General features: G+C 71.3%; 26 protein-coding genes. 4 read left to right on the top strand and 22 right to left on the bottom strand.

The window, feature by feature from the left end:
• Positions 1-15 precede the first annotated feature (15 nt).
• Positions 16-336 carry a DUF3099 domain-containing protein gene (locus tag PHA84_RS17225; RefSeq protein ID WP_270889373.1) on the top strand — a complete coding sequence of 107 codons (321 nt, stop codon included), beginning with the start codon at positions 16-18 and terminating at the stop codon, positions 334-336.
• Positions 336-545, top strand: coding sequence for a hypothetical protein (locus PHA84_RS17230; protein ID WP_270889374.1), 210 nt, complete (start codon positions 336-338; stop codon positions 543-545). The genes PHA84_RS17225 and PHA84_RS17230 overlap by 1 nt, the downstream gene beginning before the upstream one ends.
• Positions 546-571: 26 nt before the next feature.
• Here PHA84_RS17230 and moaA read toward each other — a convergent pair whose 3' ends face one another.
• Positions 572-1,618, bottom strand: a complete 1,047-nt coding sequence (gene moaA, locus PHA84_RS17235) for a GTP 3',8-cyclase MoaA (protein ID WP_270889375.1) — start codon at positions 1,616-1,618, stop codon at positions 572-574.
• Positions 1,619-1,650: 32 nt separating this feature from the next.
• Here moaA and PHA84_RS17240 point away from each other — a divergent pair, with 32 nt between their 5' ends.
• Positions 1,651-2,448, top strand: a complete 798-nt coding sequence (locus PHA84_RS17240; protein ID WP_270889376.1) for an SURF1 family cytochrome oxidase biogenesis protein — start codon at positions 1,651-1,653, stop codon at positions 2,446-2,448.
• Positions 2,449-2,479: 31 nt separating this feature from the next.
• On the opposite strand, the gene PHA84_RS17245 is transcribed toward PHA84_RS17240, so the two are convergent.
• From PHA84_RS17245 to PHA84_RS17290, 10 genes are all read right to left on the bottom strand, one after another.
• On the bottom strand, positions 2,480-4,351 hold the full coding sequence (locus PHA84_RS17245) for an ABC transporter ATP-binding protein (RefSeq protein WP_270889481.1): 1,872 nt from the start codon (positions 4,349-4,351) through the stop codon (positions 2,480-2,482).
• Between the two features lie 44 nt (positions 4,352-4,395).
• Complete coding sequence (locus tag PHA84_RS17250; protein ID WP_270889377.1) at positions 4,396-5,268, bottom strand: enoyl-CoA hydratase/isomerase family protein; 873 nt, start codon at positions 5,266-5,268, stop codon at positions 4,396-4,398.
• 10 nt (positions 5,269-5,278) lie between these two features.
• A complete protein-coding gene (locus PHA84_RS17255) occupies positions 5,279-5,983 on the bottom strand; it encodes a sirohydrochlorin chelatase (RefSeq protein WP_270889378.1) in 705 nt (234 codons plus the stop codon).
• The gene (cobA, locus tag PHA84_RS17260) at positions 5,980-7,266 is read right to left on the bottom strand and encodes a uroporphyrinogen-III C-methyltransferase (protein ID WP_270889379.1); all 1,287 of its coding nucleotides are present in this window, start codon (positions 7,264-7,266) and stop codon (positions 5,980-5,982) included. Before cobA ends, PHA84_RS17255 begins: the two co-directional genes overlap by 4 nt.
• Entirely contained in the window at positions 7,266-8,612 is a 1,347-nt protein-coding gene (locus tag PHA84_RS17265) for a sulfate adenylyltransferase subunit 1 (protein WP_270889380.1), read from the bottom strand. Before PHA84_RS17265 ends, cobA begins: the two co-directional genes overlap by 1 nt.
• The gene (cysD, locus tag PHA84_RS17270; protein ID WP_270889381.1) at positions 8,612-9,553 is read right to left on the bottom strand and encodes a sulfate adenylyltransferase subunit CysD; all 942 of its coding nucleotides are present in this window, start codon (positions 9,551-9,553) and stop codon (positions 8,612-8,614) included. The genes PHA84_RS17265 and cysD overlap by 1 nt, the downstream gene beginning before the upstream one ends.
• Positions 9,550-10,317 carry a phosphoadenylyl-sulfate reductase gene (locus PHA84_RS17275; protein ID WP_270889382.1) on the bottom strand — a complete coding sequence of 256 codons (768 nt, stop codon included), beginning with the start codon at positions 10,315-10,317 and terminating at the stop codon, positions 9,550-9,552. Before PHA84_RS17275 ends, cysD begins: the two co-directional genes overlap by 4 nt.
• Positions 10,314-10,556 (bottom strand): hypothetical protein, encoded by a 243-nt coding sequence (locus PHA84_RS17280; RefSeq protein WP_270889383.1) that lies wholly within the window; start codon positions 10,554-10,556, stop codon positions 10,314-10,316. The genes PHA84_RS17275 and PHA84_RS17280 overlap by 4 nt, the downstream gene beginning before the upstream one ends.
• The gene (locus PHA84_RS17285) at positions 10,553-12,274 is read right to left on the bottom strand and encodes a nitrite/sulfite reductase (protein WP_270889384.1); all 1,722 of its coding nucleotides are present in this window, start codon (positions 12,272-12,274) and stop codon (positions 10,553-10,555) included. Before PHA84_RS17285 ends, PHA84_RS17280 begins: the two co-directional genes overlap by 4 nt.
• 131 nt (positions 12,275-12,405) lie before the next feature.
• The gene (locus PHA84_RS17290) at positions 12,406-14,007 is read right to left on the bottom strand and encodes an ABC-F family ATP-binding cassette domain-containing protein (RefSeq protein ID WP_270889385.1); all 1,602 of its coding nucleotides are present in this window, start codon (positions 14,005-14,007) and stop codon (positions 12,406-12,408) included.
• Positions 14,008-14,153: 146 nt separating this feature from the next.
• Here PHA84_RS17290 and ypfJ point away from each other — a divergent pair, with 146 nt between their 5' ends.
• On the top strand, positions 14,154-15,074 hold the full coding sequence (gene ypfJ / locus PHA84_RS17295; RefSeq protein WP_270889386.1) for a KPN_02809 family neutral zinc metallopeptidase: 921 nt from the start codon (positions 14,154-14,156) through the stop codon (positions 15,072-15,074).
• 27 nt (positions 15,075-15,101) lie between these two features.
• On the opposite strand, the gene PHA84_RS17300 is transcribed toward ypfJ, so the two are convergent.
• The 11 genes from PHA84_RS17300 to PHA84_RS17350 form a co-directional block, all read right to left on the bottom strand.
• A complete protein-coding gene (locus PHA84_RS17300; RefSeq protein WP_270889387.1) occupies positions 15,102-15,695 on the bottom strand; it encodes an acVLRF1 family peptidyl-tRNA hydrolase in 594 nt (197 codons plus the stop codon).
• Positions 15,629-15,958, bottom strand: a complete 330-nt coding sequence (locus PHA84_RS17305) for a metal-sulfur cluster assembly factor (protein ID WP_270889388.1) — start codon at positions 15,956-15,958, stop codon at positions 15,629-15,631. Before PHA84_RS17305 ends, PHA84_RS17300 begins: the two co-directional genes overlap by 67 nt.
• Positions 15,951-16,418, bottom strand: coding sequence for a Fe-S cluster assembly sulfur transfer protein SufU (gene sufU, locus PHA84_RS17310; protein WP_270889389.1), 468 nt, complete (start codon positions 16,416-16,418; stop codon positions 15,951-15,953). The genes PHA84_RS17305 and sufU overlap by 8 nt, the downstream gene beginning before the upstream one ends.
• Positions 16,418-17,701, bottom strand: a complete 1,284-nt coding sequence (locus tag PHA84_RS17315; RefSeq protein ID WP_270889390.1) for an aminotransferase class V-fold PLP-dependent enzyme — start codon at positions 17,699-17,701, stop codon at positions 16,418-16,420. Before PHA84_RS17315 ends, sufU begins: the two co-directional genes overlap by 1 nt.
• Positions 17,702-17,768: 67 nt before the next feature.
• Positions 17,769-18,527 carry a Fe-S cluster assembly ATPase SufC gene (sufC, locus tag PHA84_RS17320; protein WP_270889391.1) on the bottom strand — a complete coding sequence of 253 codons (759 nt, stop codon included), beginning with the start codon at positions 18,525-18,527 and terminating at the stop codon, positions 17,769-17,771.
• 79 nt (positions 18,528-18,606) lie between these two features.
• Positions 18,607-18,975 (bottom strand): non-heme iron oxygenase ferredoxin subunit, encoded by a 369-nt coding sequence (locus tag PHA84_RS17325; RefSeq protein WP_270889392.1) that lies wholly within the window; start codon positions 18,973-18,975, stop codon positions 18,607-18,609.
• Complete coding sequence (gene sufD, locus PHA84_RS17330) at positions 18,972-20,177, bottom strand: Fe-S cluster assembly protein SufD (RefSeq protein WP_270889393.1); 1,206 nt, start codon at positions 20,175-20,177, stop codon at positions 18,972-18,974. The genes PHA84_RS17325 and sufD overlap by 4 nt, the downstream gene beginning before the upstream one ends.
• Positions 20,177-21,598: a Fe-S cluster assembly protein SufB gene (gene sufB / locus PHA84_RS17335; protein WP_270889394.1), complete on the bottom strand. Its 1,422-nt coding sequence runs from the start codon at positions 21,596-21,598 to the stop codon at positions 20,177-20,179. The genes sufD and sufB overlap by 1 nt, the downstream gene beginning before the upstream one ends.
• Positions 21,595-22,440, bottom strand: a complete 846-nt coding sequence (locus tag PHA84_RS17340) for a helix-turn-helix transcriptional regulator (protein WP_270889395.1) — start codon at positions 22,438-22,440, stop codon at positions 21,595-21,597. The genes sufB and PHA84_RS17340 overlap by 4 nt, the downstream gene beginning before the upstream one ends.
• 198 nt (positions 22,441-22,638) lie before the next feature.
• Entirely contained in the window at positions 22,639-25,566 is a 2,928-nt protein-coding gene (locus PHA84_RS17345; protein WP_270889396.1) for a helix-turn-helix transcriptional regulator, read from the bottom strand.
• A gap of 74 nt (positions 25,567-25,640) precedes the next feature.
• A complete protein-coding gene (locus PHA84_RS17350) occupies positions 25,641-25,883 on the bottom strand; it encodes a hypothetical protein (RefSeq protein WP_270889397.1) in 243 nt (80 codons plus the stop codon).
• Between the last annotated feature and the right edge of the window lie 78 nt (positions 25,884-25,961).

The following is a 25,961-nucleotide window of genomic DNA, read 5'->3' on the forward strand; positions in this document are numbered from 1 at the left end:
GCCTATCGTGGACCTGTGCCGCACCGCTCCCACCACCACGACGACGAACCGGTCGTCCAGTCGGTGACCTCCGCCCCGTCGTCGCTGGCCGAGGAGCAGTCCGGCCGCATCCGGCGGTACCTCGTCACGATGGGGATCCGGACGGTGTGCTTCGTCCTCGCGGTCGTCACCGCCACGGCAGGAGCGCCCTGGTGGGTGTGGGGCTCGTTCGCTGTCGCCGCTGTCGTCCTGCCGTATGTCGCCGTCGTGATGGCGAACGCTGTCCGACCGCGCCCGCCGGGGAGCTCTGCACCCGTGACGCCCCACGGCGACGGCCCCGACCAGCTCGAGCGCTGATGAGCTCTCTGCTCTGCAGCGCCAAGGGCTGTCGCGCGTCGGCCACCTGGGCGCACCTGTGGAACAACCCGTCCCTCCACGATCCGCAGCGGCGTAAGGTCTGGCTCGCCTGCGACGACCACCGGACGTCCCTGGGCGACTTCCTGTCGGTCCGCGGGTTCCTCGTCGAGACGGTGCCGGCGGACGCCATTCCCGCGACTGCCGGCTGAGCCGCCGACCTGCTGTGTTCTGGTCCTCAGCCGCCGATGGCAGACATCGGCCGGTCGGGCTGGACGAAGTCGGCCGAGCCGATCCCGTGGCCCGGCGCCTTGCGCCACATCTCGCCCTGGATGAGCCGGGCCAGCTGGTCGTCGTCCGCGCCGTCGCGCAGGGGGCCGCGAAGGTCGGTCTCCCGCTGGGAGAAGAGGCAGTTGCGGACCTGGCCGTCGGCCGTGAGCCTGGTGCGGTCGCAGGCGGCACAGAAGGGGGCTGTGACGCTGGCGATGATGCCCACGGTCTGCGGCCCGCCGTCGACCAGGAACCGCTCCGCCGGGGCGCTGCCCCGGTCGGACTCGGGGAGCGCCGTGAGCTCGAACCGCTCCGCCAGCCGCTCCCGAACCTCCGCGGCCGAGACCATCGTGGAGGCGTCCCACCCGTGCTGGGCGTCGAGCGGCATCTGCTCGATGAAGCGCAGCTCGTACCCCCGGTCCAGGCACCACTGCAACAGCTGCGCAACCGAGCGGTCGTTGATGCCACGCATGGCCACCGCGTTCACCTTCACCGGCACGAGCCCGGCCTGCGACGCGGCCTTCAGGCCCGCTTCCACGTCGTGCAGCCGGTCGCGGCGGGTGAGGTCGGCGAACTCCTCGGCGTCGATGGTGTCCAGACTGACGTTCACCCGGTCCAGCCCGGCCGCGGCGAGCGGCTGCGCCAGGCGGTCCAGGCCGATGCCGTTCGTCGTCATGGCGATGCGTGGGCGCGGCCGCAGCTCGGCGATCCGGCGGACGACGTCCACGAGGGACCTGCGCAACAACGGCTCCCCGCCGGTCAGCCGCACCTGCCGGACCCCCAGGCGCACGAAGACGCCCACCACCCGGACCAGCTCGTCGTCGGTCAGCATCTCCGGTTTCGCCAGCCAGGGCAGCCCCTCGGCAGGCATGCAGTAACGGCACCGAAGGTTGCACCGGTCCGTGACGGAGACCCGTAGGTCGCGCGCGACCCGGCCGAGCTGGTCGGGGAGCCCCGCCAGGCCCGCCGGAGCAGGGCTCAGCTCGCGCACGCGAGGGAACGGCAGGCCGGTCATGGACACCAGCCTAAGCCGGGTACCGTGATCCGGTGCTAAGGGTGCTCATATCGCGACGGTGGCTGGGCGCCCTTGCCGTAGCCCTGGCGTTCGCCGTCGCGGCCTTCTTCCTGGGGCGGTGGCAGTGGCATCGGTACGAGGCCAAGGCGGCTCGGGCCGACCGCATCCATGCCCACTACGACGCCCGGCCGCGGCCGGTGGAGGACGTCCTGGGCGCCGCACCCCTTCCGCTCGCCCTGGAGTGGACGCGCGTCACGATGCACGGCCGGTATGCCGGGAGCCAGACCCTGCTGGTGCGCAACCGACCGTTCGAAGGTACCTACGGATACGAGGTGCTGGTCCCGCTGGTCGACGACCAGGGCTCCACCGTGCTCGTCGACCGAGGATGGGTGGTGAACGCCAAGACCGCCGAGACGCCACCGCAGGTCCCGCCGGCGCCATCCGACGCCGTCACGGTCACAGGGTGGCTCAGGCGATCGGAACCGTCCCTCGGACGCAGGCCGCCCGCGGGACAGCTGGCCAGCATCAACCTCCAGGAGGCGAGCCGGCAGGTCGGGAGACCGCTACTGGGCGGCTACGTGGTGCTCGAGGTGGAACGCCGGCCCGACGGGACGTCGCCGCCTCGCCCCACGCCCCTGGAGGCGCCCGACACAGACCTGGGCCCGCATCAGGCCTACGCGTTCCAGTGGTGGGCTGCGATGGCCGGCGGGTTCGTGCTGGTCTGGTTCGGCGCCCGCCGTGAGTACCGGGAGGGGAAGGCGTTGGAGCCGGGCGCGAGCCTGGTCCCCGCTGCCCGGAAGGTACGCATCTGGGACGAGGAGGACGCCTGAGTCCTCGCGCACGAGCTGGACACCCCCGCAGTCATGCGGGGATGTCGGACTCCTGGTCGGCGAACTGCGTCGTGTAGAGGTCGCTGTAGAGGCCACCAGCGGCCATCAGCTCGCGGTGGGTGCCGCGCTCGACGATGCGGCCCTGGTCGACGACGAGGATCTGGTCGGCCCCTCGCACCGTGGACAGGCGGTGGGCGATGACCACCGCGGTGCGGCCGTGGAGCGCCGTGTCGAGGGCCCGCTGGACGGCCGCCTCCGACTCGCTGTCCAGGTGGGCGGTCGCCTCGTCGAGGACGAGCAGCCCAGGACCCTTCAGCAGCAGCCGGGCCAGAGCCAGTCGCTGCTTCTCGCCGCCGGACAGCCGGTGACCCCGGTCGCCGACCACCGTGTCGAGCCCCTCCGGCAGGGCGCTGACCAGCGACCACACCTGGGCCGCCTTCAGAGCCTCGACAAGCTCGGGCTCGGTGGCCTGCGGTGCCGCGTAGAGGAGGTTGGCGCGGATGGTGTCGTGGAAGAGGTGCGCCTCCTGGGTCACCATGCCAACTGTCCGGGCCACCGACTCCAGGGTCGCCTCCCGAAGGTCGAGCCCGTTGATCCGGACCGCTCCGGCGCTCGGGTCGTACAGCCGCGCGAGCAGGGCCGTGATGGTGGACTTGCCGGCACCACTGGGACCCACGAGCGCGACGAGCTGTCCGGGCAGCACCTCGAAGTCCACGTCGAGCAGCACCGCGCCGGAGCCCTTGCGGTCCCCCGCCGCCACGCTCTCCAGGGACGCCAGGGAGACCTCGTCCGCCGAGGGGTAGCGGAAGGCGACGCCTTCCACCTCGACCCTGACCGGTCCGGCCGGCACTGGCCGCGCACTCGGGCTCTGCGTCACCAGCGGCTTCAGGTCGAGGACCTCGAAGACCCGCTCGAAGGAGACGAGTGCCGTCATGACGTCGACCCGCACGTTGGACAGCGAGGTGAGCGGACCGTACAGCCGCGCGAGCAGCGCGGTGAGGGCGAGCAACGTACCGACGGTCAGTGAGCCACTCACCGCCATCAGCCCTCCGAGGCCGTAGACCATCGCGGTGGCCAGCGAGGCGACGAGGGTCAGCGCCACGAAGAACACGCTGCGGTTCAACGCGATCTTGACGCCCATGTCGCGCACCCCGGCCGCCTGCCCGGAGTACTCACGGTCCTCACGCTGCGGGTCGCCGAAGAGCTTGACGAGCAGCGCCCCGGCGACGTTGAAGCGCTCGGTCATCCGCGACCCGAGGTCGGCGTTGAGGCCCATCTGGGCGTGGGTCAGGCCTGCGAGCCGCTTGCCCATGTACCGGGCCGGGAGGAGGAAGAACGGCACCAGGGCCAGGGAGGCGGCCGTGAGCTGCCAGGAGAGGGTCGCCATGGTGCCGATGATGAGCGCCAGCGACACGACGTTGCTCACGACGCTCGACAGGACCGACGTGAACGCCTGCTGCGCTCCGATGACGTCGCTGTTGAGCCTGCTGACCAGGGCACCGGTCTGGGCCCGGGTGAAGAAGGCGATGGGCTGGCGCAGGACATGCGCGAAGACCTGGGTCCGCAGGGAGTAGATGAGCCCCTCGCCGATCCGGCTCGAGTACCACCGCTCGACGAGCGTCAGGATCCCGTCCCCGACGGCCAGCGCCGCGACGATGAGCGCCAGGTCGATGACGACCCCGCGGTCGCGGGGGGTGATGCCACGGTCGATGAGCTCCTTGAGGAGCAGCGGCGTGGCGACCACCAGGGCCGAGTCCACCACGACGAGCACCACGAAGAGCGCGATCTCGCGACGGAACGGTTGTGCGTAGCCCATCACCCTGCGGGCGGTGCCGGGGGCGAGCTTGCGGTCCTTGACGGAGTCGTCGCGGGTCAACGACCGCATCGCCATCCAGCCCGACATGCTCACGCGACCACTCCTTCACTCACGCCGTGGCAACGCGGTAGCTACCCGCCGGCATTCCCATCCTCACCGCGGCCACTGACAGCCGAGGCGGCCAGTGCCCGCAGGAGCCGGGCCTGAGCCTGTCTCTCACGCTGCAGCTGGGAGCCCGGGTCGGCGCCGACGGCGGCCCGGAGCAACGGCTTCAGCTCACGGAGGGCGGCGTTCGGCGCGGACAGCAGGCCGGCCACGAGGTCCCTCGTCGCGGCCTCGAGGTCCGCCGCGGGCACGGCCACGTTCGCAAGGCCGATCGCCACTGCCTCCGCAGCCCCGACGAACCGGCCGGTGGCACAGATCTCCAGCGCCCGGCCGAGCCCGACCAGGGAGACGAGCGGCTGCGTGCCGGCCAGGTCCGGCACGAGCCCCAACGACGTCTCCCGCATGCCGAGCTGCACGTCGTCGGCCACGACTCGCAGGTCCGCGGCGAGCGCGAGCTGGAGGCCCGCCCCGATCGCGTGCCCCTGCACCGAAGCCACCACCACTGCCGGCACCTCGCCCCACCTCGCGAAGCCCTGCTGGAACTCGGCGATCATCGCCTCCGCCGCCTCGGCTCCGGCGGCGGCGAGGGCCAACAGGTCCGGCTCCCCTTCGACGCCGTCGGCCGACAGCAGCCCACGATCCAGCCCCGCGGAGAAGGACGGGCCGTTGCCGCGCAGGACGACGACGCGCACCGCCGGATCCAGCGACGCCGCCACGGACGCCAGGGCCCGCCAGAGGCTCGGCGTCTGGGCGTTGCGTCGCGGCACGTTGTCCAGCGTGACCGTCAGGACGAGCCCGTCACGATGGAGCCGCAGGTGCGGGTGCGGCCGGTCACGGTCGGAAGCGTGGTCGGGGGGCTCGTCGCTGGGGTCCGTGGGCAGGTCGTCGGGCGCGCTCACACGGGCCCGCTCACGCGGGCACGCTGTCGGCGCGACGCAGGACCAGTCGTGCCACCGCCTCGGTGTGCGCGAGGGCTCCGGGCACCATCCGCACGCCGGCGCGTCCGCACTCCTGGGCCATCCGGTCGCGCAGCACACCCTCGGCGACCATGAACGACACCGCCACGGTCCGTTCCACCTCGTCCGGCAGCGTCCGCAGCACCTGGTCGAGGGTCGCGCCCCCGTCCAGGGCGGCCACGCCCCAGGCGCCCCAGCCCTGTCGGGGGTGCTGCGCCACGGTGCGGGCCACCGTGGCCACCGCCTCGCTGTCGCTCGACCCGGCGGCATACAGGACCACAGCGGTGTGCCGGTTCGGCGCTAGCCCCGCCGCGGCCAGCAGCTCGTCCACACCGTCCAGCAAGAGCTCGTGCGGTCCCAGCGAGGCCGCAAGGGCCACCTCGGCGCCGGACCGGCGAAGCATCACCCCGACCGCCTCGGGAACGTCCACCTTCGCGTGGAACGCGGGGGTCAGCAGGACGGGGACCACGACGGCGCGGTCCCCGAGCACCGCCGCCGTCTCGGTCGGGCTGGGTGCGTGGTGGTCGAGGTACGCAGTGTGCACGGGCCGGTGGGGCACCAGGGACTGGACGCGACCCGCGAGGGCCTGCACCCCCCGAGCGTGGCGGGGGTCCGGCGAACCATGGGCCAGCAGGACGATGTCGGGGTCGGAGCTCACCCGCCGGACGCTACTCCCGCGAGGTCGCCGAGTGCGGCACGCACGCCGACGACCTCGCCCACCACGACGACAGCGGGCGCGCGCACCCCTGCGGCTCGTGCGTCTGCGGCGGCGCGACCCAACGTCGTCGTGGTGGTGCGCTGGTCGGCGGTCCACCCCCGCTCCACGAGGGCGACAGGCGTGCTCTCCGGACGGCCGGCGGCGACGAGGGCCTTCGCGGTCCGCTCCAGACCCGTGACGCCCATGAGCAGGACGAGCGTGGCGTCGGGTGCCGCGTCAGCCGCCGCTCGGAGCACGTCGTCTGCACCGTCATGGGCGGAGGCCACCACGAAGGAGGCGGTGATGCCTCGATGCGTCACCGGGATCCCCGCCGCAGCGGGGACGGACACGGCGGAGGTGACGCCGGGCACGACCTCCACCGCGACCCCATGTCGGACGCAGTAGAGCGCCTCCTCACCACCCCGTCCCAGGACGAAGGGGTCGCCACCCTTGAGCCGGACGACGCGTCTGCCGAGCCGGGCGTGATGGACGAGCAGCTCGTTGATCCGCTGCTGGCTGACCGGGTGGTTCCCGGGGGTCTTGCCGACGTCGACCACCTCGACCTCAGCCGCGAGGTCGCGGAGCAGGCCGCGTGGTCCCAGCCGGTCCGCCACCACGACGTCCGCCGCGGCAAGCAGCGCCCTGCCGCGCACGGTGATCAGGTCCTCCGCTCCTGGGCCGCCCCCGACCAGAGCGACGCGTCCGGCGACGTGGTCACTGCCACCTGGCTCCGGGGTGCGGCGGGTCCCACGGACCGGCAGCGTACCGCTGTCCAGAGCGGCCGAGACGGCGTCGCGCACAGCCATGGCACGACGTGGGTCACCCGCTGCGGACACCGCCACGGTGATCCCCTCCGCCGGCGATCCGGCCGCTCCCCTGGCGACCGCGGGGGTCCAGGCGCTGGACGCCCGGCCGTCCCCTGCCTGCACGCACCAGATCCGCGCAGCAGCCGCCTCGCGAGCCACCTGGGCGTCCACGGCCGGGTCGCCCGTGGCCGTCTGGACGAGCCAGGCGGGTTCCGGTGTGAGCAGGTCTCCCGCGACATACTCGCGCTGCTCCCAACGGACCCGGCCATCGTCCACCAGCTGCTGGACGTCCTCGCAGACCCAGGGCGCGACGACCTGCACGGCGGCTCCCGCCGCGAGCAGCCCCTGCGCGCGGCGTGCGGCGACCGGGCCGCCCCCCACGACGACCACCCGTCGGCCTTCGAGGTCGAGGGTCAGCGAGTACGCCGGGCGGGCCATCAGATGCCCTCGCCGGCGCTGCGGTCAGGTGCGTCCGCCATGCCGGCAGCCAGAGTGGAGCCGTCACTGTCGTCGATGAGCAGGAACGCCCCGGTCCGACGGAGGGCGCGGTAGTCGTCGATGGCCACGTCCTCGGCGAGCTTGATGCGCACCCTCCCGATCGCGTTGAGGGCCAGTCCATCGGGGGCCGTGCGCTGTTCCATCGTCTCGATGTCGAGCTGGTCCACCACGTCCTCGACGAGGGCGCGGACCGTACGCGTCCCCACCCGGACCAGGACGCGGTCACGGTGACGGACCGGCCGGTCGGAGAGCACGGCCACGGTTCCGGACAGTGAGCGGGTGACCAGGCCTGGAGTGTCGGCCGCGGCGAGCAGGTCCCCACGGCTGACGTCGATGTCTTCGGCCAGCCGCAGCACCACCGACTGGGGCGCGAAGGCGACCTCGAGCGACTCGATGGTGCCGTCCGCCCGGGCGCGGTCGATGCCGCTGACGGTGGTGCGCCGCCCCGCAGGCAGGACCACCACCTCGTCACCCGGTCGCACCACGCCGGAGGCCAAGCGCCCCGCATACCCGCGGTAGTCGCGGTGCTGGGCACTCTGTGGCCGGATGACATGCTGCACCGGCAGCCGGAACGGCTGGGTGGAGGGGTCCGTCCCCACGGGGACCGCCTCCAGATGCTCCAGCAGGGTCGGTCCCGCGTACCACGGCGCCCGGTCGGACCGGTCGACCACGTTGTCGCCGAACAGGGCCGAGACCGGGACGGCGACGACGTCGTCGATGCCGAACCGCGCGGCGTGCCGGCGGAACTCCGCGACGATCTCCTCGAACCGGGCGTGGTCCCAGTCGACGAGGTCCATCTTGTTCACGGCCACGGCGACGTGCCGCACCCCGAGCAGCCCGGTGACCGCCAGGTGGCGCCGGGTCTGCTCGACGACGCCATGGCGGGCGTCGATAAGGATGAGCGCCAGCTCGGCCGTCGACGCCCCCGTGACCATGTTGCGGGTGTACTGCACATGCCCCGGGGTGTCCGCGAGGACATAGGACCGCGTGGCGGTGGAGAAGTAGCGGTAGGCGACGTCGATGGTGATGCCCTGCTCGCGCTCGGCCCGCAGGCCGTCGGTCAGCAGGGCGAGGTCCGCGACGTCGAGCCCGCGCTCGCGGCTGACCCGCTCGACGGCGTCGAGCTGGTCGGCGAGAACCGACTTGGTGTCGTACAGGAGCCGGCCGACCAGGGTGGACTTGCCGTCGTCGACCGACCCTGCCGTCGCCAGGCGGAGCAGGTCGTGTCGCCGGCCGGTCGGCAGCCCGGAGGCGTGCGCTGCCGGCTGGGCGTGGGTCGTCGTCATCAGAAGTACCCCTGCTTCTTGCGGTCTTCCATGGCCGCCTCGGACAGCCGGTCGTCCGCACGCGTGGCCCCGCGCTCGGTCAGTCGCGAGCCGGCCAGCTCCCGGATGACGCCTGCGACGTCGACCGCCTGGGAGTCCACGGCGCCGGTGCAGCTCATGTCCCCGACGGTCCGGTAGCGGACCCGCCGCGCCTCCACGGTCTCGTGCTGGCGAGGTCCGCCCCACTCCCCCGCCGAGAGCCACATGCCGTCGCGCTGGAAGACGTCCCGCTCGTGGGCGTAGTAGAGGTCCGGCAGGGCGATGCCTTCGCGCTCGATGTAGCGCCAGACATCCAGCTCGGTCCAGTTGGACAACGGGAAGACCCGCACGTGCTCGCCGGGGGCGTGCCTGCCGTTGTAGAGGTCCCAGAGCTCAGGACGCTGACGTCGCGGGTCCCAGGCTCCGAAGGAGTCGCGCAGGCTGAAGACGCGCTCCTTGGCCCGCGCCTTCTCCTCGTCGCGGCGACCGCCACCGAACACGGCGTCGAACTTGCCCGCCTCGATCGCGTCGAGCAGAGGGACCGTCTGGAGCGGGTTGCGCGTGCCGTCCGCCCGCTCGCGCAGGCGCCCGTCGTCGATGTAGTCCTGGACCTGCGCCACGACGAGCCGCACGCCCAGCCGCGCCACGGTCGCGTCGCGGTACTCGAGCACCTCCGGGAAGTTGTGCCCGGTGTCGACATGAAGCAGGGCGAAGGGCAGTGCAGCCGGTGCGAACGCCTTGAGCGCCAGGTGCACCATCACGACGGAGTCCTTGCCCCCGCTGAACAGGATCACCGGCCGCTCGAACTCCCCGGCCACCTCGCGGAAGATGTGGATCGCCTCTGACTCCAGGTGGTCCAGGTGGTCCAGGGTGTACTGCGCCGGCAGCGCCGTGGCGGTGTTGGTGACGGCTGTCGTGGTCATGTGTGCAACCCGCATTCGGTCTTGTCCTTGCCGGCCCAGCGGCCGGCTCTCGCGTCTTCCCCAGGAGCCACCGCACGAGTGCAGGGAGCGCAGCCGATGGACGTGTAGCCCTCCTGCCGCAGGGGGTTGAGGAACACCTGGTGCTCCGCGACATACCGGTCCACGTCCTCGTCGCTCCACGCGGCGATGGGGTTGAGCTTGACCATCTGCCTGCGCTCGTCCCAGCCGACCAGGCCGATGTCGGTCCTCGTGGGGGCGTCGGCCCGGCGCATGCCGGTCACCCAGGCCTGGTGGGTCGACAGCGCCCGGTTGAGCGGTTCCACCTTGCGCATCGCGCAGCACTGGTCGGGGTCGCGGTCGTGCAGCTTCTCGCCGTACTGGGCGTCCTGCTGCGGCACGGTGAGCAGGGGCAGGATGGTCCGGATCCTCAACGGCAGCATGGCCTGGTAGGCGTCCCGGGTGCCGAGGGTCTCGGCGAAGTGGTACCCGGTGTCGAGGAAGAAGACGTCAGCGCCCTCGATGGTCGTGCCGACCAGGTGCACCAGCACCTCGTCCCCCATCGATGAGGCGACCGTGAGCTTGTCGCCGAAGGTCTCGGCCGCCCATCGCAACGCCTCTCGCGCCAGCTCCACCCGGGTCGCGTATGCGGTCCGTCCGCCCGGCGCGTCCTCGGCGGCCGCCTCCAGTCCGGTGAACCGGGCGGCGGCCTCGTCGGCCAGCGTGCGCAGCTCCTGCGCCGAGCGCGTCTGCGTGACAGCGGTCATGATGTCGTCTCCTTGTGCGACTCGGCGTGCTCGAGGTGGGCCTTCTCGAGCGCGGCCTGCTCCCGCAGCCGCCCGGGGATGTGCGCGGCGTCAACTGCCTCGAGCGACACGGTGAAGACGCGCGCGCAGGCGGTGCACCGCCAGGCGCCCTGCGGATCCTCCACCGGCCGGAGGTCCTCCTCGGCGCAGAACGGGCAGTAGTAGATCGCGGCTGACGACAGCCGTCCCGTGTCCGTCACCGCAGGTCGCCCTCGTCCGCGCGGTGGGCCCAGTGGGCGAAGGACTCCTGGGCCTCGCGCTGCTCGAGGAAGCGGCCGGCCAGCCGCTCGACGTACTCGGGAAGGTCCTGCGCACGGACCTTGAGCGCGCGGGTCTTGCGCGCAAGCTGTGGCTCGCTGCCCAGCCCCCCGCCCAGGTGCACCTGGAAGATCTCGACCAGGTTGCCCTCGTCGTCCGTCTGGACCATGCCCTTGAGCCCCACGTCCGCCACCTGGGTCCGCGCACACGAGTTCGGGCATCCGTTGATGTGGATGGAGAAGGGGACGTCGAAGTCGGGGAGCCGCCGCTCCATCTCGGCGATCACGGTGTGCGCGCGAGCCTTGGTCTCGACCAGGGCAAGCTTGCAGAACTCGATGCCCGTGCACGCCATCACCCCGCGCCGCCACTCGCTCGGCGCGGCCGGGAGCCCCACGGCGGCCAGCGCGCGCGTGAGCGCAGCCACCTCGGCCTGTGGAACGTCGAGCACGAGGATCTTCTGATGCGCCGTCAGGCGGACCCGACCGGAGCCGTGACGCGACGCGAGGTCCGCGACGGCCGCCAGGGCCGTCCCGCTGACCCGTCCCGCGACGGGAGCCACACCCACCCAGAAGCGTCCGTCCTTCTGCGCGTGGACGCCCACGTGGTCGCGCCGACGCGTCGAGGGCGCCTGGGGTGCCGGCCCGTCCAGCAGCGGCCGGCCGAGGTACTCGGTCTCCAGGATGTCCCGGAACTTCGCCGGACCCCAGTCGGCCATGAGGAACTTCAGTCGAGCCCGGTTGCGCAGACGGCGGTAGCCGTAGTCCCGGAAGATGGAGACGACGCCTCTCCAGACCTCCGGTACCTCCGCGAGGGGGACCCAGGCCCCCAGACGCTCGGCGAACATCGGGTTCGTGGACAGCCCGCCGCCGACCCACAGGTCGAAGCCGGGACCGTGGTCGGGGTGGTGCACGCCGACGAAGGAGATGTCGTTCACCTCGTGGGCGACGTCGAGGCTGGGGCTGCCCGAGACCGCGGTCTTGAACTTCCGCGGCAGGTTCGAGAACTCGGGGCTGCCGATGTAGCGCTCGCGGATCTCGCGGATCGCAGGGGTGCCGTCGATGACCTCGTCCGCGGCGATCCCGGCCACGGGCGAGCCGAGGATCACGCGTGGCGTGTCACCGCAGGCCTCTGCCGTGGTCAGCCCGACCGCCTCGAGCCTGCGCCAGATCTCCGGCACGTCCTCCACCCGGATCCAGTGCAGCTGGATGTTCTGGCGGTCGGTGACGTCCGCCGTGTCGCGGGCGAACTCCTGGCTGATGCCCGCGACCGTCCGCAGCTGCTCCCCGTCCAGCGCGCCTCCGTCGCTGCGCACCCGGAGCATGAAGTACTCGGCGTCGAGCTCGCTCGGGTCCAGCGTGGCGGTCTTGCCACCGTCGATGCCGGGCTTGCGCTGGGTGTACAGACCCCACCAGCGCATCCGTCCCCGCAGGTCCTCACCCGGGATGCTCGCGAAGCCCTCCTTGGCGTAGACCTCCTCGATACGGGTCCGCACGTTGAGGCCGTCGTCGGCCTGCTTGAGCTCCTCGTTGGGGTTCAGCGGGGTGCGGTCGCCGTCGGCCCAGGCGCCGGTAGCCTTCCCAGCCTGGCGCTGGGGGCGGGTAGGGGTCTGCGTCACGCAGTCTATTGTGCCGAACGGCTTATGGATTGCATAACCGTCCATTATCCGACCCGAATCCCCACGTAACCGGTGGGCGATCGGGGCCCCCGCACGTTCGCGGTGCGGGGAAGCGGTGGCAGCCGCTGCCGCGGGTGGCTTGCGCCGGGCCGCTGGCCGTGGCGGGGCTTGGCCGGCTACGCCAGCGCGATGAGGTCCAGGTAGTCCTGACCCCAGAGGTCCTCGACGCCGTCCGGTAGGAGCAGGATGCGCTCGGGTTCCAGAGCCTCCACCGCCCCCTCGTCGTGGGTCACGAGGACCACCGCCCCCTTGTACGTCCGCAGCGCCCCCAGGATCTCCTCGCGAGAGGCGGGGTCCAGGTTGTTGGTCGGCTCGTCGAGGAGCAGGACGTTCGCGCTCGAGACCACGAGCATCGCCAGGGACAGGCGGGTCTTCTCGCCTCCCGAGAGCACCGAGGCCGGCTTGTCGACGTCGTCGCCGCTGAACAGGAAGGAGCCGAGGACCTTGCGAACATCGGTCTCGCCGAAGGAGTCCGGCGCCGCCGACTTCATGTTCGCCAGCACCGACCGGCTGACGTCGAGGTTCTCGTGCTCCTGGGCGTAGTAGCCGAGCTTGAGCCCATGGCCGGGTTCGACCTGGCCGGTGTCGGGACTGTCCACGCCGGCCAGCATGCGCAGCAGAGTGGTCTTGCCGGCGCCGTTGAGGCCCAGGACGACGACGCGGGAGCCACGGTCGATAGCGAGGTCCACATCGGTGAAGACCTCCTGGCTGCCGTACGACCGGGAGAGCCCGGTGGCACGCAAGGGGGTGCGCCCGCAGGGCGCCGGTTCGGGAAAGCGCAGCTTGGCCACCTTGTCGGTCACCCGCTCCCCCTCCACGCCGGCCAGCATCCGCTCCGCGCGCTTGATCATGTTCTGGGCGGCGACCGCCTTGGTGGCCTTGGCACGCATCTTCTCGGCCTGCTCCATGAGAGCGGCAGCCTTCTTCTGCGCGTTGGCCAGCTCGCGCTTGCGACGCCGCTCGTCGGTCTCGCGCTGCACCAGGTACGGCTTCCACCCGACGTTGTACACGTCGAGCTCCCCCCGGTTGGCGTCCAGGTGGAACACCCGGTTCACCACCGCGTCGAGCAGGTCGACGTCGTGGCTGATGACCACGAGACCGCCCTGGTAGCCCTTGAGGTAGTCCCGGAGCCAGCCGATGGAGTCGGCGTCGAGGTGGTTGGTGGGCTCGTCCAGGAGCAGGGTCTGTGCTCCGGAGAAGAGGATGCGGGACAGCTCGACGCGCCGGCGCTGGCCACCCGACAGGGTGGCCAGGGGCTGGCCGAGGATGCGCTCCTCCAGTGCCAGCGCGCTGGCGATCGACGCGGCCTCGGACTCCGCGGCATACCCGCCCCGAGTGGTGAACTCGCCCTCCAGGCGGCTGTACCGCCGCATCGCCTTCTCGCGCGTCTCCTCGTCGGCGCTCGCCATCGCTGCCTCCGCCTCGCGCATCTGCGTGATGATGCGGTCCAGGCCGCGCGCAGAGAGGATCCTGTCCCGGGCGAGCACGTGGAGGTCGCCGGTACGGGGGTCCTGCGGGAGGTAGCCGACCTCGCCACTGCTGGTCACCGACCCGGCGGCAGGCTGCCCCTGCCCGGCGAGGACCTTGGTGAGCGTCGTCTTGCCGGCACCGTTGCGGCCCACGAGCCCGACGCGGTCGCCCGGGGCGATGCGGAACGTCGCCCCGTCGAGGAGGAGTCGGGAGCCAGCGCGCAGCTCGATCCCACTGGCGGCAATCACGGCGGCAGAACTCCAGACATCGACACGGGGAAGGTGGACGCACCGCCCGAATTGCGGTTGCGACGCTCAGGGGCTGAGATCACTAGTCTAGCGAGGACGTTCGCACCCGGGCGCCCGCCCGCCCGCCCCCCGGCCATGGAGGTCAGATGAGCTTCAACGACGACGTCCAGCTCGACACGTCACAGGTCGGGTCCGGCGGCGGCGGAGGCGGGCCGGGCGGGATGGTGGTCGGCGGAGGCATCGGCGGCATCATCCTGCTCGTCATCGCACTCATCTTCGGCATCAACCCCGGCTCGCTCCCGGACGGCTCGGGAACCGGCCCAGGACAGGCGCAGGGCGGACAGGTGCAGGCTGGTGGGAGCGAGGACCCGGGCGCGCTGGCGCAGTGCAAGACCGGGGCGGACGCCAACCGGAGCGACACCTGCCGGGTGGTCGCCACGGTGAACTCGGTGAACGCCTTCTGGGCTACGGAGCTGCCGCGGTACCAGCGGCAGTACACGCCCGCCAAGACGATCATCTACAACGGCTCGACCCGGTCGGCCTGCGGCACGGCTTCCAACCAGGTCGGGCCCTTCTACTGCCCGCTGGACAAGCAGGTCTACATCGACGCGAGCTTCTTCCAGATCCTCACCGACCAGTTCGGCTCGAGCGGCGGACCGCTGGCCCAGGAGTACGTCGTCGCGCATGAGTACGGCCACCACATCCAGGACCTCCTCGGGCTGCTGGACCGCGCGCAGCAGGACCCTCAGGGACAACAGAGCGGGAGCGTCAGGGTCGAGCTCATGGCCGACTGTCTCGGCGGTGTCTGGGCGAACCATGCCACCGAGACGAAGGACAGGAACGGCGTGACGTTCCTGAAGCCGTTGACCCAGAAGGACATTCAGGATGCGCTGTCCGCGGCAGCCTCCGTGGGCGACGACCGCATCCAGCGCAAGACGCAGGGCAGGGTCAGCCCGGAGTCCTGGACCCACGGCTCCGCCGCGGCCAGGCAGCGCTGGTTCACCCAGGGGTACCGGTCGGGCGACCTCAACGAGTGCGACACGTTCAGCGTCGCCAACGTCGAGTAGCCAGGCTCCGCCCTCCCCGCACCCGTTTTAGGCGTCCTCCACGGTGACGCGCACGGACCGGCCTCGCCTCAGGGCGTCCTCGAGCACGGACCTGCGCGGGTCAGGCAGGTCGTAGAGCTCGCGGCGCGGCAGGCCGACGAGATGGTCCAGGCGTGCGTCGCCGAGCAGCTCTCGCACCAGTGCGCGGTCGCCGCCCACCACCAGTCCGGCCGGTATGCCGCGGGGAAGGATGCGAAGCGTGTGGTCGGCCACCGCACGGACCAGCTCGTCCGCCTGGTTGCCGCGACGCCGCGCGAACCTCTGCTGCGACCACCCGCCGGCCGCGGTCCTGGACTGGACGTGGCGCGTACCCACCTTCGACTCGACGAACGAGGGCCCGCGAGCCAGACCCACGGCATACCCTCCGCGGCGTAGCAGCACCACGCCGAGCGGGTCGTGCGGGAAGTCCTGGCACTCGCGGATCCGTTGTGGTGCGGTCGACCCGTCGTTGTTCGCGGTGAAGCGCTCGAGCCACCCGTCGAGGCGCTCGGGGGCGACCTCGACGACGCGCAGGCTCAGAGGTTGAAGCCCAGTGCTCGCAGCTGCTCGCGCCCGTCGTCCGTGATCTTGTCCGGACCCCACGGCGGCATCCAGACCCAGTTGACCCGGTAGCTCGACACGAGGCCCTCGAGCGCCTGGGCCGTCTGGTCCTCGATGACGTCGGTCAGCGGGCACGCCGCAGAGGTGAGAGTCATGTCGAGTACGGCGTGCTTCTGCGCGTCGACGGTGATGCCGTAGACGAGACCCAGGTCGACGACGTTGATCCCGAGCTCGGGGTCGACGACGTCACGCATCGCCTCCTCGATGTCGGCGACGTTGGGGGTTGCGGTCGTGGTCTCAGCCATGGCTTGTCCTCTGTGGTGCGATGTCGATGCCTGCCTGGGTCAACGCGTCGATGAACGCCATCCATCCCAGCAGAGCACATTTGACGCGGGCGGGGTACTTGGCGACTCCGGCGAACGCCACCCCGTCGCCGATGACGGCTTCATCGCCGGGGTCTGCGCCCTTGGAGGTCAGCATCGACCGCATCGCATGATGCGTGGTCAGGGCCTCGGCGACCGTGCGTCCGATCACCTCGTCGGCCAGCACGCTGGCGGACGCCGTCGAGATCGAGCAGCCCAGGGAGTCGTAGGACACGTCTCGCACGACGGCATCCGCGCCCGACCCCTCGACCTGGAGGCGCAGGGTCACCTCGTCGCCGCAGGTGGGGTTGACGTGGTGCACCTCAGCTGCGAACGGCTCACGCAAGCCGGCGTGGTGCGGTCGCTTCGAGTGCTCGAGGATGAGCTCCTGGTAGAGGTCCATCAGCTCGCCACTCCGAATACCGCCGGTACGCGGTCCAGCGCCTCGAGCATGGCGTCGACCTCGCCGGGCGTGGTGTACGCCGCGACGCTGACGCGCGCGGTAGCGGTCGCCCGCATGCGTCGGTGGAGCGGCCAGGCGCAGTGGTGCCCGACCCGGACGGCCACACCCTGGTCGTCGAGCACCTGGCCCACGTCGTGGGCATGGACGCCCTCGACCACGAACGAGACGGCGCCCACCCGGTCGGTGGAGCCGGTCGGGCCCACCACGCGGACCCAGGGCCGTTGGGCCAGGCCCTCGAGCAGCCGCTCGGTCAACGCGTGCTCATGTGCCGCAACCCGGTCCAGGCCCAGCTCCCCCAGGTAGTCGATCGCGGCAGCGAGACCAACGGCCTGGGCAGAGTTCGGCGAACCTGCCTCGAAGCGCTGCGGCGGCGCCGCGTACGTCGTGGCCTCCATGGTCACCGTCTCGATCATCGAGCCGCCGGTGATGAAGGGCGGCATGGCCGCGAGGAGGTCACGCCGGCCCCACAGCACACCGACGCCGGTCGGCCCGAACATCTTGTGTCCCGAGAACGCGGCGTAGTCCACCCCGAGGGCAGTCACGTCGAGGGCGAGGTGTGGCGCGGCCTGGCAGGCATCCAGGACGGTGAGGGCTCCGACAGCCCGCGCCGCCTCCGTGAGCCGCCGCACCGGGTTCACCGTGCCGAGCACGTTCGAGACGTGGGTGAAAGCGAAGACCTTGGTGCGCTCGGTCAGCGTGGACCCGAGCTGGGACAGGTCCAGACGCCCCTCGTCTGTGACGCCGAGCCAGCGCAGGGTGGCACCGGTGCGCCGCGCCAGCTCCTGCCACGGCACGAGGTTGGCGTGATGCTCCATCTCGGTGACGAGGATCTCGTCGCCCGCTCCCACGGTCAGCCGCGGGTCCTTGGCCTGCCCACCCACCGTGTTGGAGAAGCCGTACGCCACGAGGTTGAGCGCCTCGGTGGCGTTCTTGGTGAAGACCACCTCGTCGGCGGCCCCGCCGACGAACCGTGCCGCCGTGGCCCTGGCGCCCTCGTAGGCGTCGGTCGCCTCCTCGCTCAGCTGGTGGGCGCCGCGGTGCACGGCAGCGTTCACCTGCTCGCTGAAGGCGCGCTCGGCGTCCAGGGCCCCGGCATAGCGCTGTGACGTCGCCCCGGAGTCCAGGTAGACGAGCGGCTTCCCGTCGCGGACCGTCCTCGACAGGATCGGGAAGCCCGCCCGGATGCGGGCCAGCTCGCCGTCACTGAAAGGCGTGTCGCTCACGGGGCTCCTCGTAGGTCGCTCGGGCTTCGGTGGTCCGGATGAGGTCGGCCAGGCTCGGTGGTCCGGCTCAGGCCTGGGCGCCGACGTAGCGGTCATAGCCCTCGGCCTCGAGACGGTCGGCCAGCTCGGGACCGCCCTCCTCGACGATCCTGCCGTCGACGAAGACATGGACGTAGTCGGGCTTGATGTAGCGCAGGATCCGTGTGTAGTGCGTGATGAGCAGCACCCCGACGTCGGTGTTCTCCTTGACCCGGTTGACCCCCTCGGACACGACCCGCAGCGCATCCACGTCGAGGCCCGAGTCGGTCTCGTCCAGCACCGCGATGCGGGGCTTGAGCAGCTCCATCTGCAGGATCTCGTGGCGCTTCTTCTCCCCGCCGGAGAACCCCTCGTTGACATTGCGCTCGGCGAAGGCCGGGTCCATGCGGAGCGCACCCATCGCCTCCTTGACGTCCTTGACCCAGGTGCGGAGCTTGGGCGCCTGCCCGTCGACCGCCGTCTTGGCGGTCCGCAGGAAGTTGCTGACCGTGACGCCAGGCACCTCGACCGGGTACTGCATCGCGAGGAAGACGCCTGCGCGGGCCCGCTCGTCGACCGACATGGCCAGCACGTCCTCGCCGTCGAGGGTGACCGTGCCACCGGTCACGGTGTACTTCGGGTGGCCGGCGATGGAGTACGCGAGGGTGGACTTGCCGGAGCCGTTGGGGCCCATGATCGCGTGCGTCTCCCCCGACCGCACGGTCAGGTCGACGCCGCGGAGGATCTCCTTGACTCCGCCCTCGACATCGACGGTGACGGTCAGGCCACGGATTTCCAGTGTTGACATGGTTCTCGTTCCTCGGTTCTTGGCGTTCAGGCTGGGGATCAGGGGGTTTCGGCTTTACAGGGCGTGGCCCCGGCCAGGCTCAGACGTTCTGCGGCGTCGTGGAGACGTAGACCTCGTCGTCCTCGACCTTCACGGCATAGACGTTGATGGGCACAATCGCCGGCGGTCCGGACGGCTCGCCGGTGCGGACGTCGAACCGGGAGCCGTGCAGCCAGCACTCGAGCGTGCAGCCGTCGAGCTCACCCTCGGAGAGGGAAACGTTGGCGTGGCTGCAGGTGTCGTCGACGGCGTGGATGGACCCGTCGCCGGTGTGCACGATCGCCACGACCCTGCCGTTGATGTCAGCCGCGGCCACGCCGACCTCGGGCAGCTCCTCGACCCGGCACACCCGCACGAAGTCGGTCTCCTCAGCGCTCAGTGGCTCGGGACCCAGTGGCTGCGCGCTCATGCCGCGCCCTCCACCGCCGGCTGCGCGACGGCCCCGGACAGCTCGGCGTCGATGACCTCCATCAGGTGCTCGGACACCTCGGGGACGCCGATGCGCGCCACGATGCTCGCGAAGAAGCCGCGCACCACCAGGCGGCGGGCGACGTCCTCCGGAATGCCGCGGGCCTGGAGGTAGAACAGCTGCTCGTCGTCGAAGCGACCGGTGGCCGAGGCGTGCCCGGCGCCGACGATCTCGCCGGTCTCGATCTCCAGGTTGGGGACCGAGTCCGCCCGCGCCCCGTCGGTGAGCACGAGGTTGCGGTTGAGCTCGTAGGTGTCGGTGCCCTCCGCACTGGCGCGGATCAGGACGTCGCCCACCCATACGGTGTGGGCGGTGTCGCCCTGGAGCGCCCCCTTGTACTCCACGTTGGAGCGGCAGTGCGGTGCCTCGTGGTCGACGAAGAGCCGGTGCTCCTGGTGCTGTCCCGCGTCGGCGAAGTACACGCCCAGGCCCTCGAACGACCCGCCGGGACCGGAGTAGCGGGCGTTCGTCGAGACACGCACGACCTTGCCGCCCAGCGTGACCGCGATGTGGCGCAGCCGCGCGTCGCGTCCGATCACCGCGTCGTTCTGGGTCAGGTGCAGGGCGTCGTCGTCCCACTCCTGGACCGTGACGAACGTGAGCTCTGCACCGTCCCCGACCTTGAGCTCCACGTTGGCCCCGCACTCGGCGGAACCGCGGTGGGTCAGCACCACGGTCGCGCGCGAGTGTCGGCCGGCGTCGATGACGAGGTGGCCGTTGACGCGAGCGAGGTCGCGAGCCGTGACGGTGATGCGGACCGGCTCGGTGAGCTCCGCCTCCGCGGGGATGCTGACCCGGGTCGCGTCCGGCTCGCCCGCCCAGGCGACGACGGAGGCCCGGTCGGCGGGCACGAGGACTCCGGCGGCGCGGGGCTCGACGGACGAGGTGGTCACCTCCTGGGGGGCGACCACCTCGACGGTGAGCCTGTCCGTGTCGGTCGGGTGCACGTGGAACAGCGCGGACAGCCGGTCCACCGGGGTGAACCGCCAGTCCTCCTCTCGGCCACCGGGCACAGCGAAGTCGTCGACCTCGTACGAGCGCTTCCGTTCGGCTCGTGACTGGTCGGGGACGAACGCCGCTGCGGAGTCCGTATGCGCTGCTGCGCCGGGTGCGGAGGGGTTCTTCTGGGCCAGAAGGCTCATCAGCCGACGGCTCCTTCCATCTGCAGCTCGATCAGGCGGTTGAGCTCGAGGGCGTACTCCATGGGCAGCTCGCGCGCGATGGGCTCGACGAACCCGCGCACGATCATGGCCATGGCCTCCTCCTCCGTCATCCCGCGGGACATGAGGTAGAACATCTGGTCCTCGGACACCTTCGAGACGGTGGCCTCGTGCCCCATGGTCACGTCGTCCTCGCGAATGTCCACGTAGGGGTAGGTGTCCGAGCGACTGATGGTGTCGACCAGCAGGGCATCGCAGACGACGTTCGACTTCGAGCCGTAGGCGCCGTCCAGGATCTGCACGAGACCGCGGTAGGAGGTCCGCCCGCCGCCTCGTGCCACGGACTTCGAGACGATGTGGGACGAGGTGTGCGGGGCGGCGTGCACCATCTTGGCGCCCGCGTCCTGGTGCTGCCCCTCGCCCGCGAAGGCGATCGACAGCGTCTCGCCTCGCGCGTGCTCGCCGAGCAGGAACACGGCGGGGTACTTCATGGTGACCTTCGAGCCGATGTTCCCGTCGATCCACTCCATCGTCGCCCCCTCGGCCGCGGTCGCCCGCTTGGTGACGAGGTTGTACACATTGTTCGACCAGTTCTGGATGGTCGTGTACCGGACGCGCGCGTTCTTCTTCACGACGATCTCGACCACGGCGGAGTGGAGCGAGTCCGACTTGTAGATGGGCGCCGTGCAGCCTTCGACATAGTGCACGTACGAGCCCTCGTCGGCGATGATCAGGGTGCGCTCGAACTGGCCCATGTTCTCGGTGTTGATCCGGAAGTAGGCCTGCAGCGGGATGTCGACATTCACGCCCGGCGGCACGTAGATGAACGAGCCACCGGACCACACGGCCGTGTTCAGCGCGGCGAACTTGTTGTCGCCGGCGGGGATCACCGAGGCGAAGTACTCGCGGAACAGGTCCTCGTGCTCGCGCAGGCCGGTGTCGGTGTCGACGAAGATGACGCCCTTCTGCTCCAGGTCCTCGCGGATCTGGTGGTAGACGACCTCGGACTCGTACTGGGCTGCGACCCCCGCGATGAGGCGCTGCTTCTCCGCCTCGGGGATGCCGAGCCTGTCGTACGTGTTCTTGATGTCAGCCGGGAGCTCGTCCCAGGTGGTCGCCTGCTTCTCCGTCGACTTCACGAAGTACTTGATGTTCTGGAAGTCGATCCCGGTCAGGTCCGAGCCCCAGCTGGGCATCGGCTTCTTGCCGAACAGCCGCAGGGACTTCAGCCGCAGGTCGAGCATCCACTGCGGCTCGTTCTTGCGCCCGGAGATGTCGCGGACGACGTCCTCGTTGAGGCCGCGCTTGGCGGTGGCGCCGGCGGTGTCGCTGTCGGCCCAGCCGTACTCGTAGCGACCGAGGTCCTTCAGACCCGGGTTACGCTCCTCGATGTGGGTGCTCATCGCGTGGACCCTTCCATGGTGGGGGCAGTCGTAGTGGCGGTCGTGCTGGCAGTCATTGGGGCAGTCCTGGCCGTGGCCGACGTGGCAGTGGCGATACTCGCGTCAGCGGGAGCGGCGACCGCTGCGGGGGCGACGACCGTGCTGGTCGGGACGAAGGTGCTGGTCGGGACGAAGGTGGTGCACACGTGGTCACCGTGCGCAAGCGTCGCCAGCCGCTGGACGTGCACTCCGAGCAACCGGGAGAACGCATCTGTCTCAGCGTCACAGAACTGAGGAAATTCCCGTGCCGCGTGCTGGACCGGGCAGTGACCCTGACACAGCTGGATGCCGGCGAGGCGCGCGGCTCCCGGCGGCCCGCCCATCGGGCGGGCAGAGGCGGCGAAGCCGTCCTGGGTCAGCAGAGCCACCAGTGCGTCGACCCGGTCACCCGCGGAGCCGTGGACGTCGGCCAGCTGCGCGGCATACCGCTGCTCGAGCTGGGCAACGCGCTGCTCGGCGAACCGGCGGACCGCCGCGTCGCCGGCCTCGGCCGACAGGAACCGCAGCGCCTCGGTGGCGAGGTGGTCGTAGTCCGACTCCAGTGCCTGGTGACCTGCCTCGCTGACGACGTAGGCGCGGGCCGGACGGCCGCGACCACGGTGAGCGCCGGAGGAGGCAGGCTCTCGCTCGGCGATGAGGCCTGCATCCACGAGGTTCTCGAGGTGACGACGGACGGCGGGAGCCGTCAGTCCGAGGTCCTCCGCGAGCACGACGGCGGTGATCGGCCCGCGCTCGCTGATGGCCTGCAGCACCCGGTCCCGGGTGCGCGACTCCAGCGCGAGGGGAGCCTCGCCAGTCGACACCGCGATATTCACAACACCAATGTTACGTAATTGGGCTGCGAACGCGAAAGCAAGGCCCCCCTAACCTGCCCTCAACACGCCGCCCGCACCCCTCGACACCGCGCACCGCCCTCGACCAGACTCACGTTTTTGGTGCGTGTCGAAGCTCCCGAGCGCGCGACACGCACAAAATCGTGAGTCCGGTCGGGAAGGAGAGGCTCAGTCGAGCAGGCCCTTGTCGCGAGCCACCGCCACTGCCTCCCCGCGGCCGGCCACCCCGAGCTTCGCCAGGATGTTCGAGACGTGGACGCTGGCCGTCTTGGCGCTGATGAACAGCTGGGTGCCGATCTGGCGGTTGCTGCGGCCCAGCGCCACGAGCTCGAGGATCTCGCGCTCGCGAGAGGTCAGCGCCTCGCCGTGGCGGTCCACCTGTCTGGTCGGCGTCAGCGGTCCCGCCCCGGTCCTGATCTCGGTCCGAAGAGGTTCGGCACCGAGCTCCTGGGCGGCCGCGAGCGCCGCCCTGAGCTCCTGACCAGCAGCCGGGTCACCGCTGGCGCGCAGCACCGCGCCCAGCCGGGCCCGTGACCGTGCCGTCTCGTACGGATGCCCGTAGCGGTCGAACGCGTCCACGGCGGCCCGCCAGGCGGACGCCATGACGGACGGCTCGACCTCCTCGCCGCCCAGCCAGCGGACCCGGAGGGCCTCCGCCCGGGACCGCGCGAGCCAGGCAGTCGACTCGGGGCCGTCGTTGCCGGGGCGCTCGGTGGCGTGCTCCCACACCTCCTGCGAGCACTGCGCCAGCTGTGCGGCCCGGTCGAGCAGCGCCGGTCGCTCGGCAGTCGGAACGCGCTGGATGTGGCTGCCGAGCTGACCCAGCAGCAGCGTGCCGAGCCGCAGCTGCCCCTGGAACAACGGGTGCCACACCCGCGTCAGCAGCTCGACGACCTCGTCGTGGACCGCGATGGCGGCGGGCAGGTCGCCCGCCTGGCCGAAAAGGTCCACGGCGGCGCTCCCGACGAGCAGGGCCACGAGCCCCTCGCTCTCCCACCACGGACGGGTCAGCTCGACCCCTGTGACGGCTTCCAGCTGTCCCCTCCCGGCCGCCACGTACATCCGAGCGCCCACCAGAAGCGAGCCCGCGGGTTCTGGCGGAGCCTCCCCGTGGACGTCGAGGATCTCGAGCGCATCCTCCCAGCGACCCCGTTCATATGCGGCGATGCCGGCGAGCAGCCGCCCGTCGAACGCGTACGGCGCCCATGGACGACCCGCGCCGCGGGCACGGTCCACCCCCCGCCGGTAGACGTCCACCGCCTCGTCGAGCCGTCCGGCCCGGTGGTGCAGCCAGCCCAGGTGGTGGTAGGCGCGGACCTCCGCGGGGTCCCCCGGGGCCCGCGAGGTGGCGATGATGCGCTCGAGGGTCCGGCGGGAGCCTTCGGGATCCCCGGCGCGCTCCAGGATGCGGGCCGACACGACCCGCACCTCGTCCGCCACGTCCGGGAGACCGGCGAGCTCCGCCGCGCCCACGGCATCGTCGACGGCACTGAGTGCCTCCTCGTCGCGGCCGCGGTCGGCCAGGGCCTGCACCCGAGCCCCCAGCAGCCGCGCCCGGGTCTGGGGGTGCGGATCGTCGACCCCGTCCAGCAGCCCGAGCCCCTCCTTCGTGGCGGCCAGCGTGTCCAGGGTGCTCTCGGTGATCCTCGCTGTCGCGGCCAGCGCGGCGAGCAGCTCCGCCCTGCCTGCCGGCGATGCGTCCGGGCTGCGCCGGGCGAGTCGGGCCTCGACGAGCTCGAGGGCCTTCAGCTGGCGGCCGACCGCGGTCGCGGCTGCCGCAGCTCGCAGCGTGATGGAGTCGAGGTCGTCCTCGGTCTCCGGCTTGAGGGCCAACGCCTGGCTGAAGTGACGGAAGGCCTCCTCGGGGCCAGCCATCCGCAACGCCGAGTCCCCTGCCTGGACGCTGGCGTCCCGCGCGAGCGCGAGCTGTCCAGCGGCCGTCGCGTGCCGCGCCAGCTCCGCCCACGTGCCGAGGGTGCGGTCGGCGGCCAGCGCCGCTGCATACCGGTCGTGGGCGCGGACCCGCTCACCCGGAAGCAGGTCGTCGTAGACCGTCTCGCCGAGCAGGGCATGGCGAAAGGCGTAGCCACCACTCTCGGAGGGGATGAGCACGTGATGCTCCACCGCATCGCGCAGGCCCGAGTCCAGCTCTGCCACGTCCAGCCCCGCGACGGCCGCCAACAGCAGATGCGAGACCTGCCGCCCGGCCGCCGAGGCCATCCGCACGACGTGCTGCCCCGCGGTGCCGAGCTGGTCGAACCGCACGAGCAGCAGGCGGGAGAGGTCCTCCGCGACCGCGCCCCGGTGAACCGCGGCGGCGGCAACGAGCTCCTCGGCGAAGAACGCGTTGCCCTCCGCACGCTGCACGACGCGAAGGACCTCCTCCTCCGGCAGCTGCCTGGCGGCCAGCCCCCGGACCAGCTCACCGACCGCCTGGTCCGGCAGCGGTGCGAGGTCGAGCCGCTCGACCTCGGCAAGCCGGGACCAGTGGGCCAGCGTCGCGCGCAGGGGATGACGACGGTGCAGGTCGTCGCTGCGGTAGGACGCGACCACGCTGACGCGGGCGGAGAAGCCACGGGTGAACAGGAGGGTCAGCAGGTCGCGGGACGACTGGTCGGCCCAGTGGACGTCCTCGACGACGAGGAGCACCGGGGCCACCGCGGCAAGGTCCTCCAGCGCCGCGTGTACCGCCTCCACCAGGTCGCCTCGGTCAGCCATGCCCAGCGACGCCTCCTGGGTGGCTGCGTCCCCCCTGCGTCCGGGTACCAGCCGCTGCAGCCCTGGGTGTGCCGCGACGAGGCGGTCGATCACCTCAGGCCTATCGGCCTCGAGCCGGCCGAGAACCTCGATGAACGGCAGGTAGGGAAGCGACTGGCCCGCCTCGCCGAGGCAGTGGCCCACCAGCACCACGTGACCCGCCGCCCGGGCGATGGCTACCATCTCGGACAGCAGTCGGGTCTTGCCGATACCGGCGTCCCCCGACAGCAGCACCATGGCCGACCGTGACGCTCCGTCGAGGCCGAGCAGCCCCTCCAGCCGTGCGGCTTCCGCCTCGCGGCCCACGAACGCCCCTGCCGCCCCGCGCTCGAAACCCACGGCATCGATTATGTCGGAGGTCTGGGACACGGCGCCGCGGGTTTCCAGCCGGGGCGCGGCCATCGTCGCGGCGCTCAGGCCGGACGCGGCGTGCGCGGGAGCCCCTGTCGCGGGTCGCGCCGCCGAGGGTGCTCGTTCCCGGGACGACCGCCGCGGTCGCCGGTGCCGTGCCGGCCCGCACCAAGCCGCTTCAGGGCTGCACGCAGGCCAGCGCCGTGGTGCCTGGCTGCGACGACGGTGTCAAGGCCCCGGGACAGATTGTCCCTGCGCCACTGCACCTCTGCTGCGATGAAGAGGGGGTCTGCGGTGATGCTCATGGTTCGTGCTCCTTCTCGTGGTGATGACCACCACGGTCGTCGTCTGAGGTGGGCAGCCACATCAGGCGGTTGCCCTAT

The sequence above is a fragment of the Pedococcus sp. 5OH_020 genome (assembly GCF_027812955.1).
GTDB lineage: Bacteria > Actinomycetota > Actinomycetes > Actinomycetales > Dermatophilaceae > Pedococcus.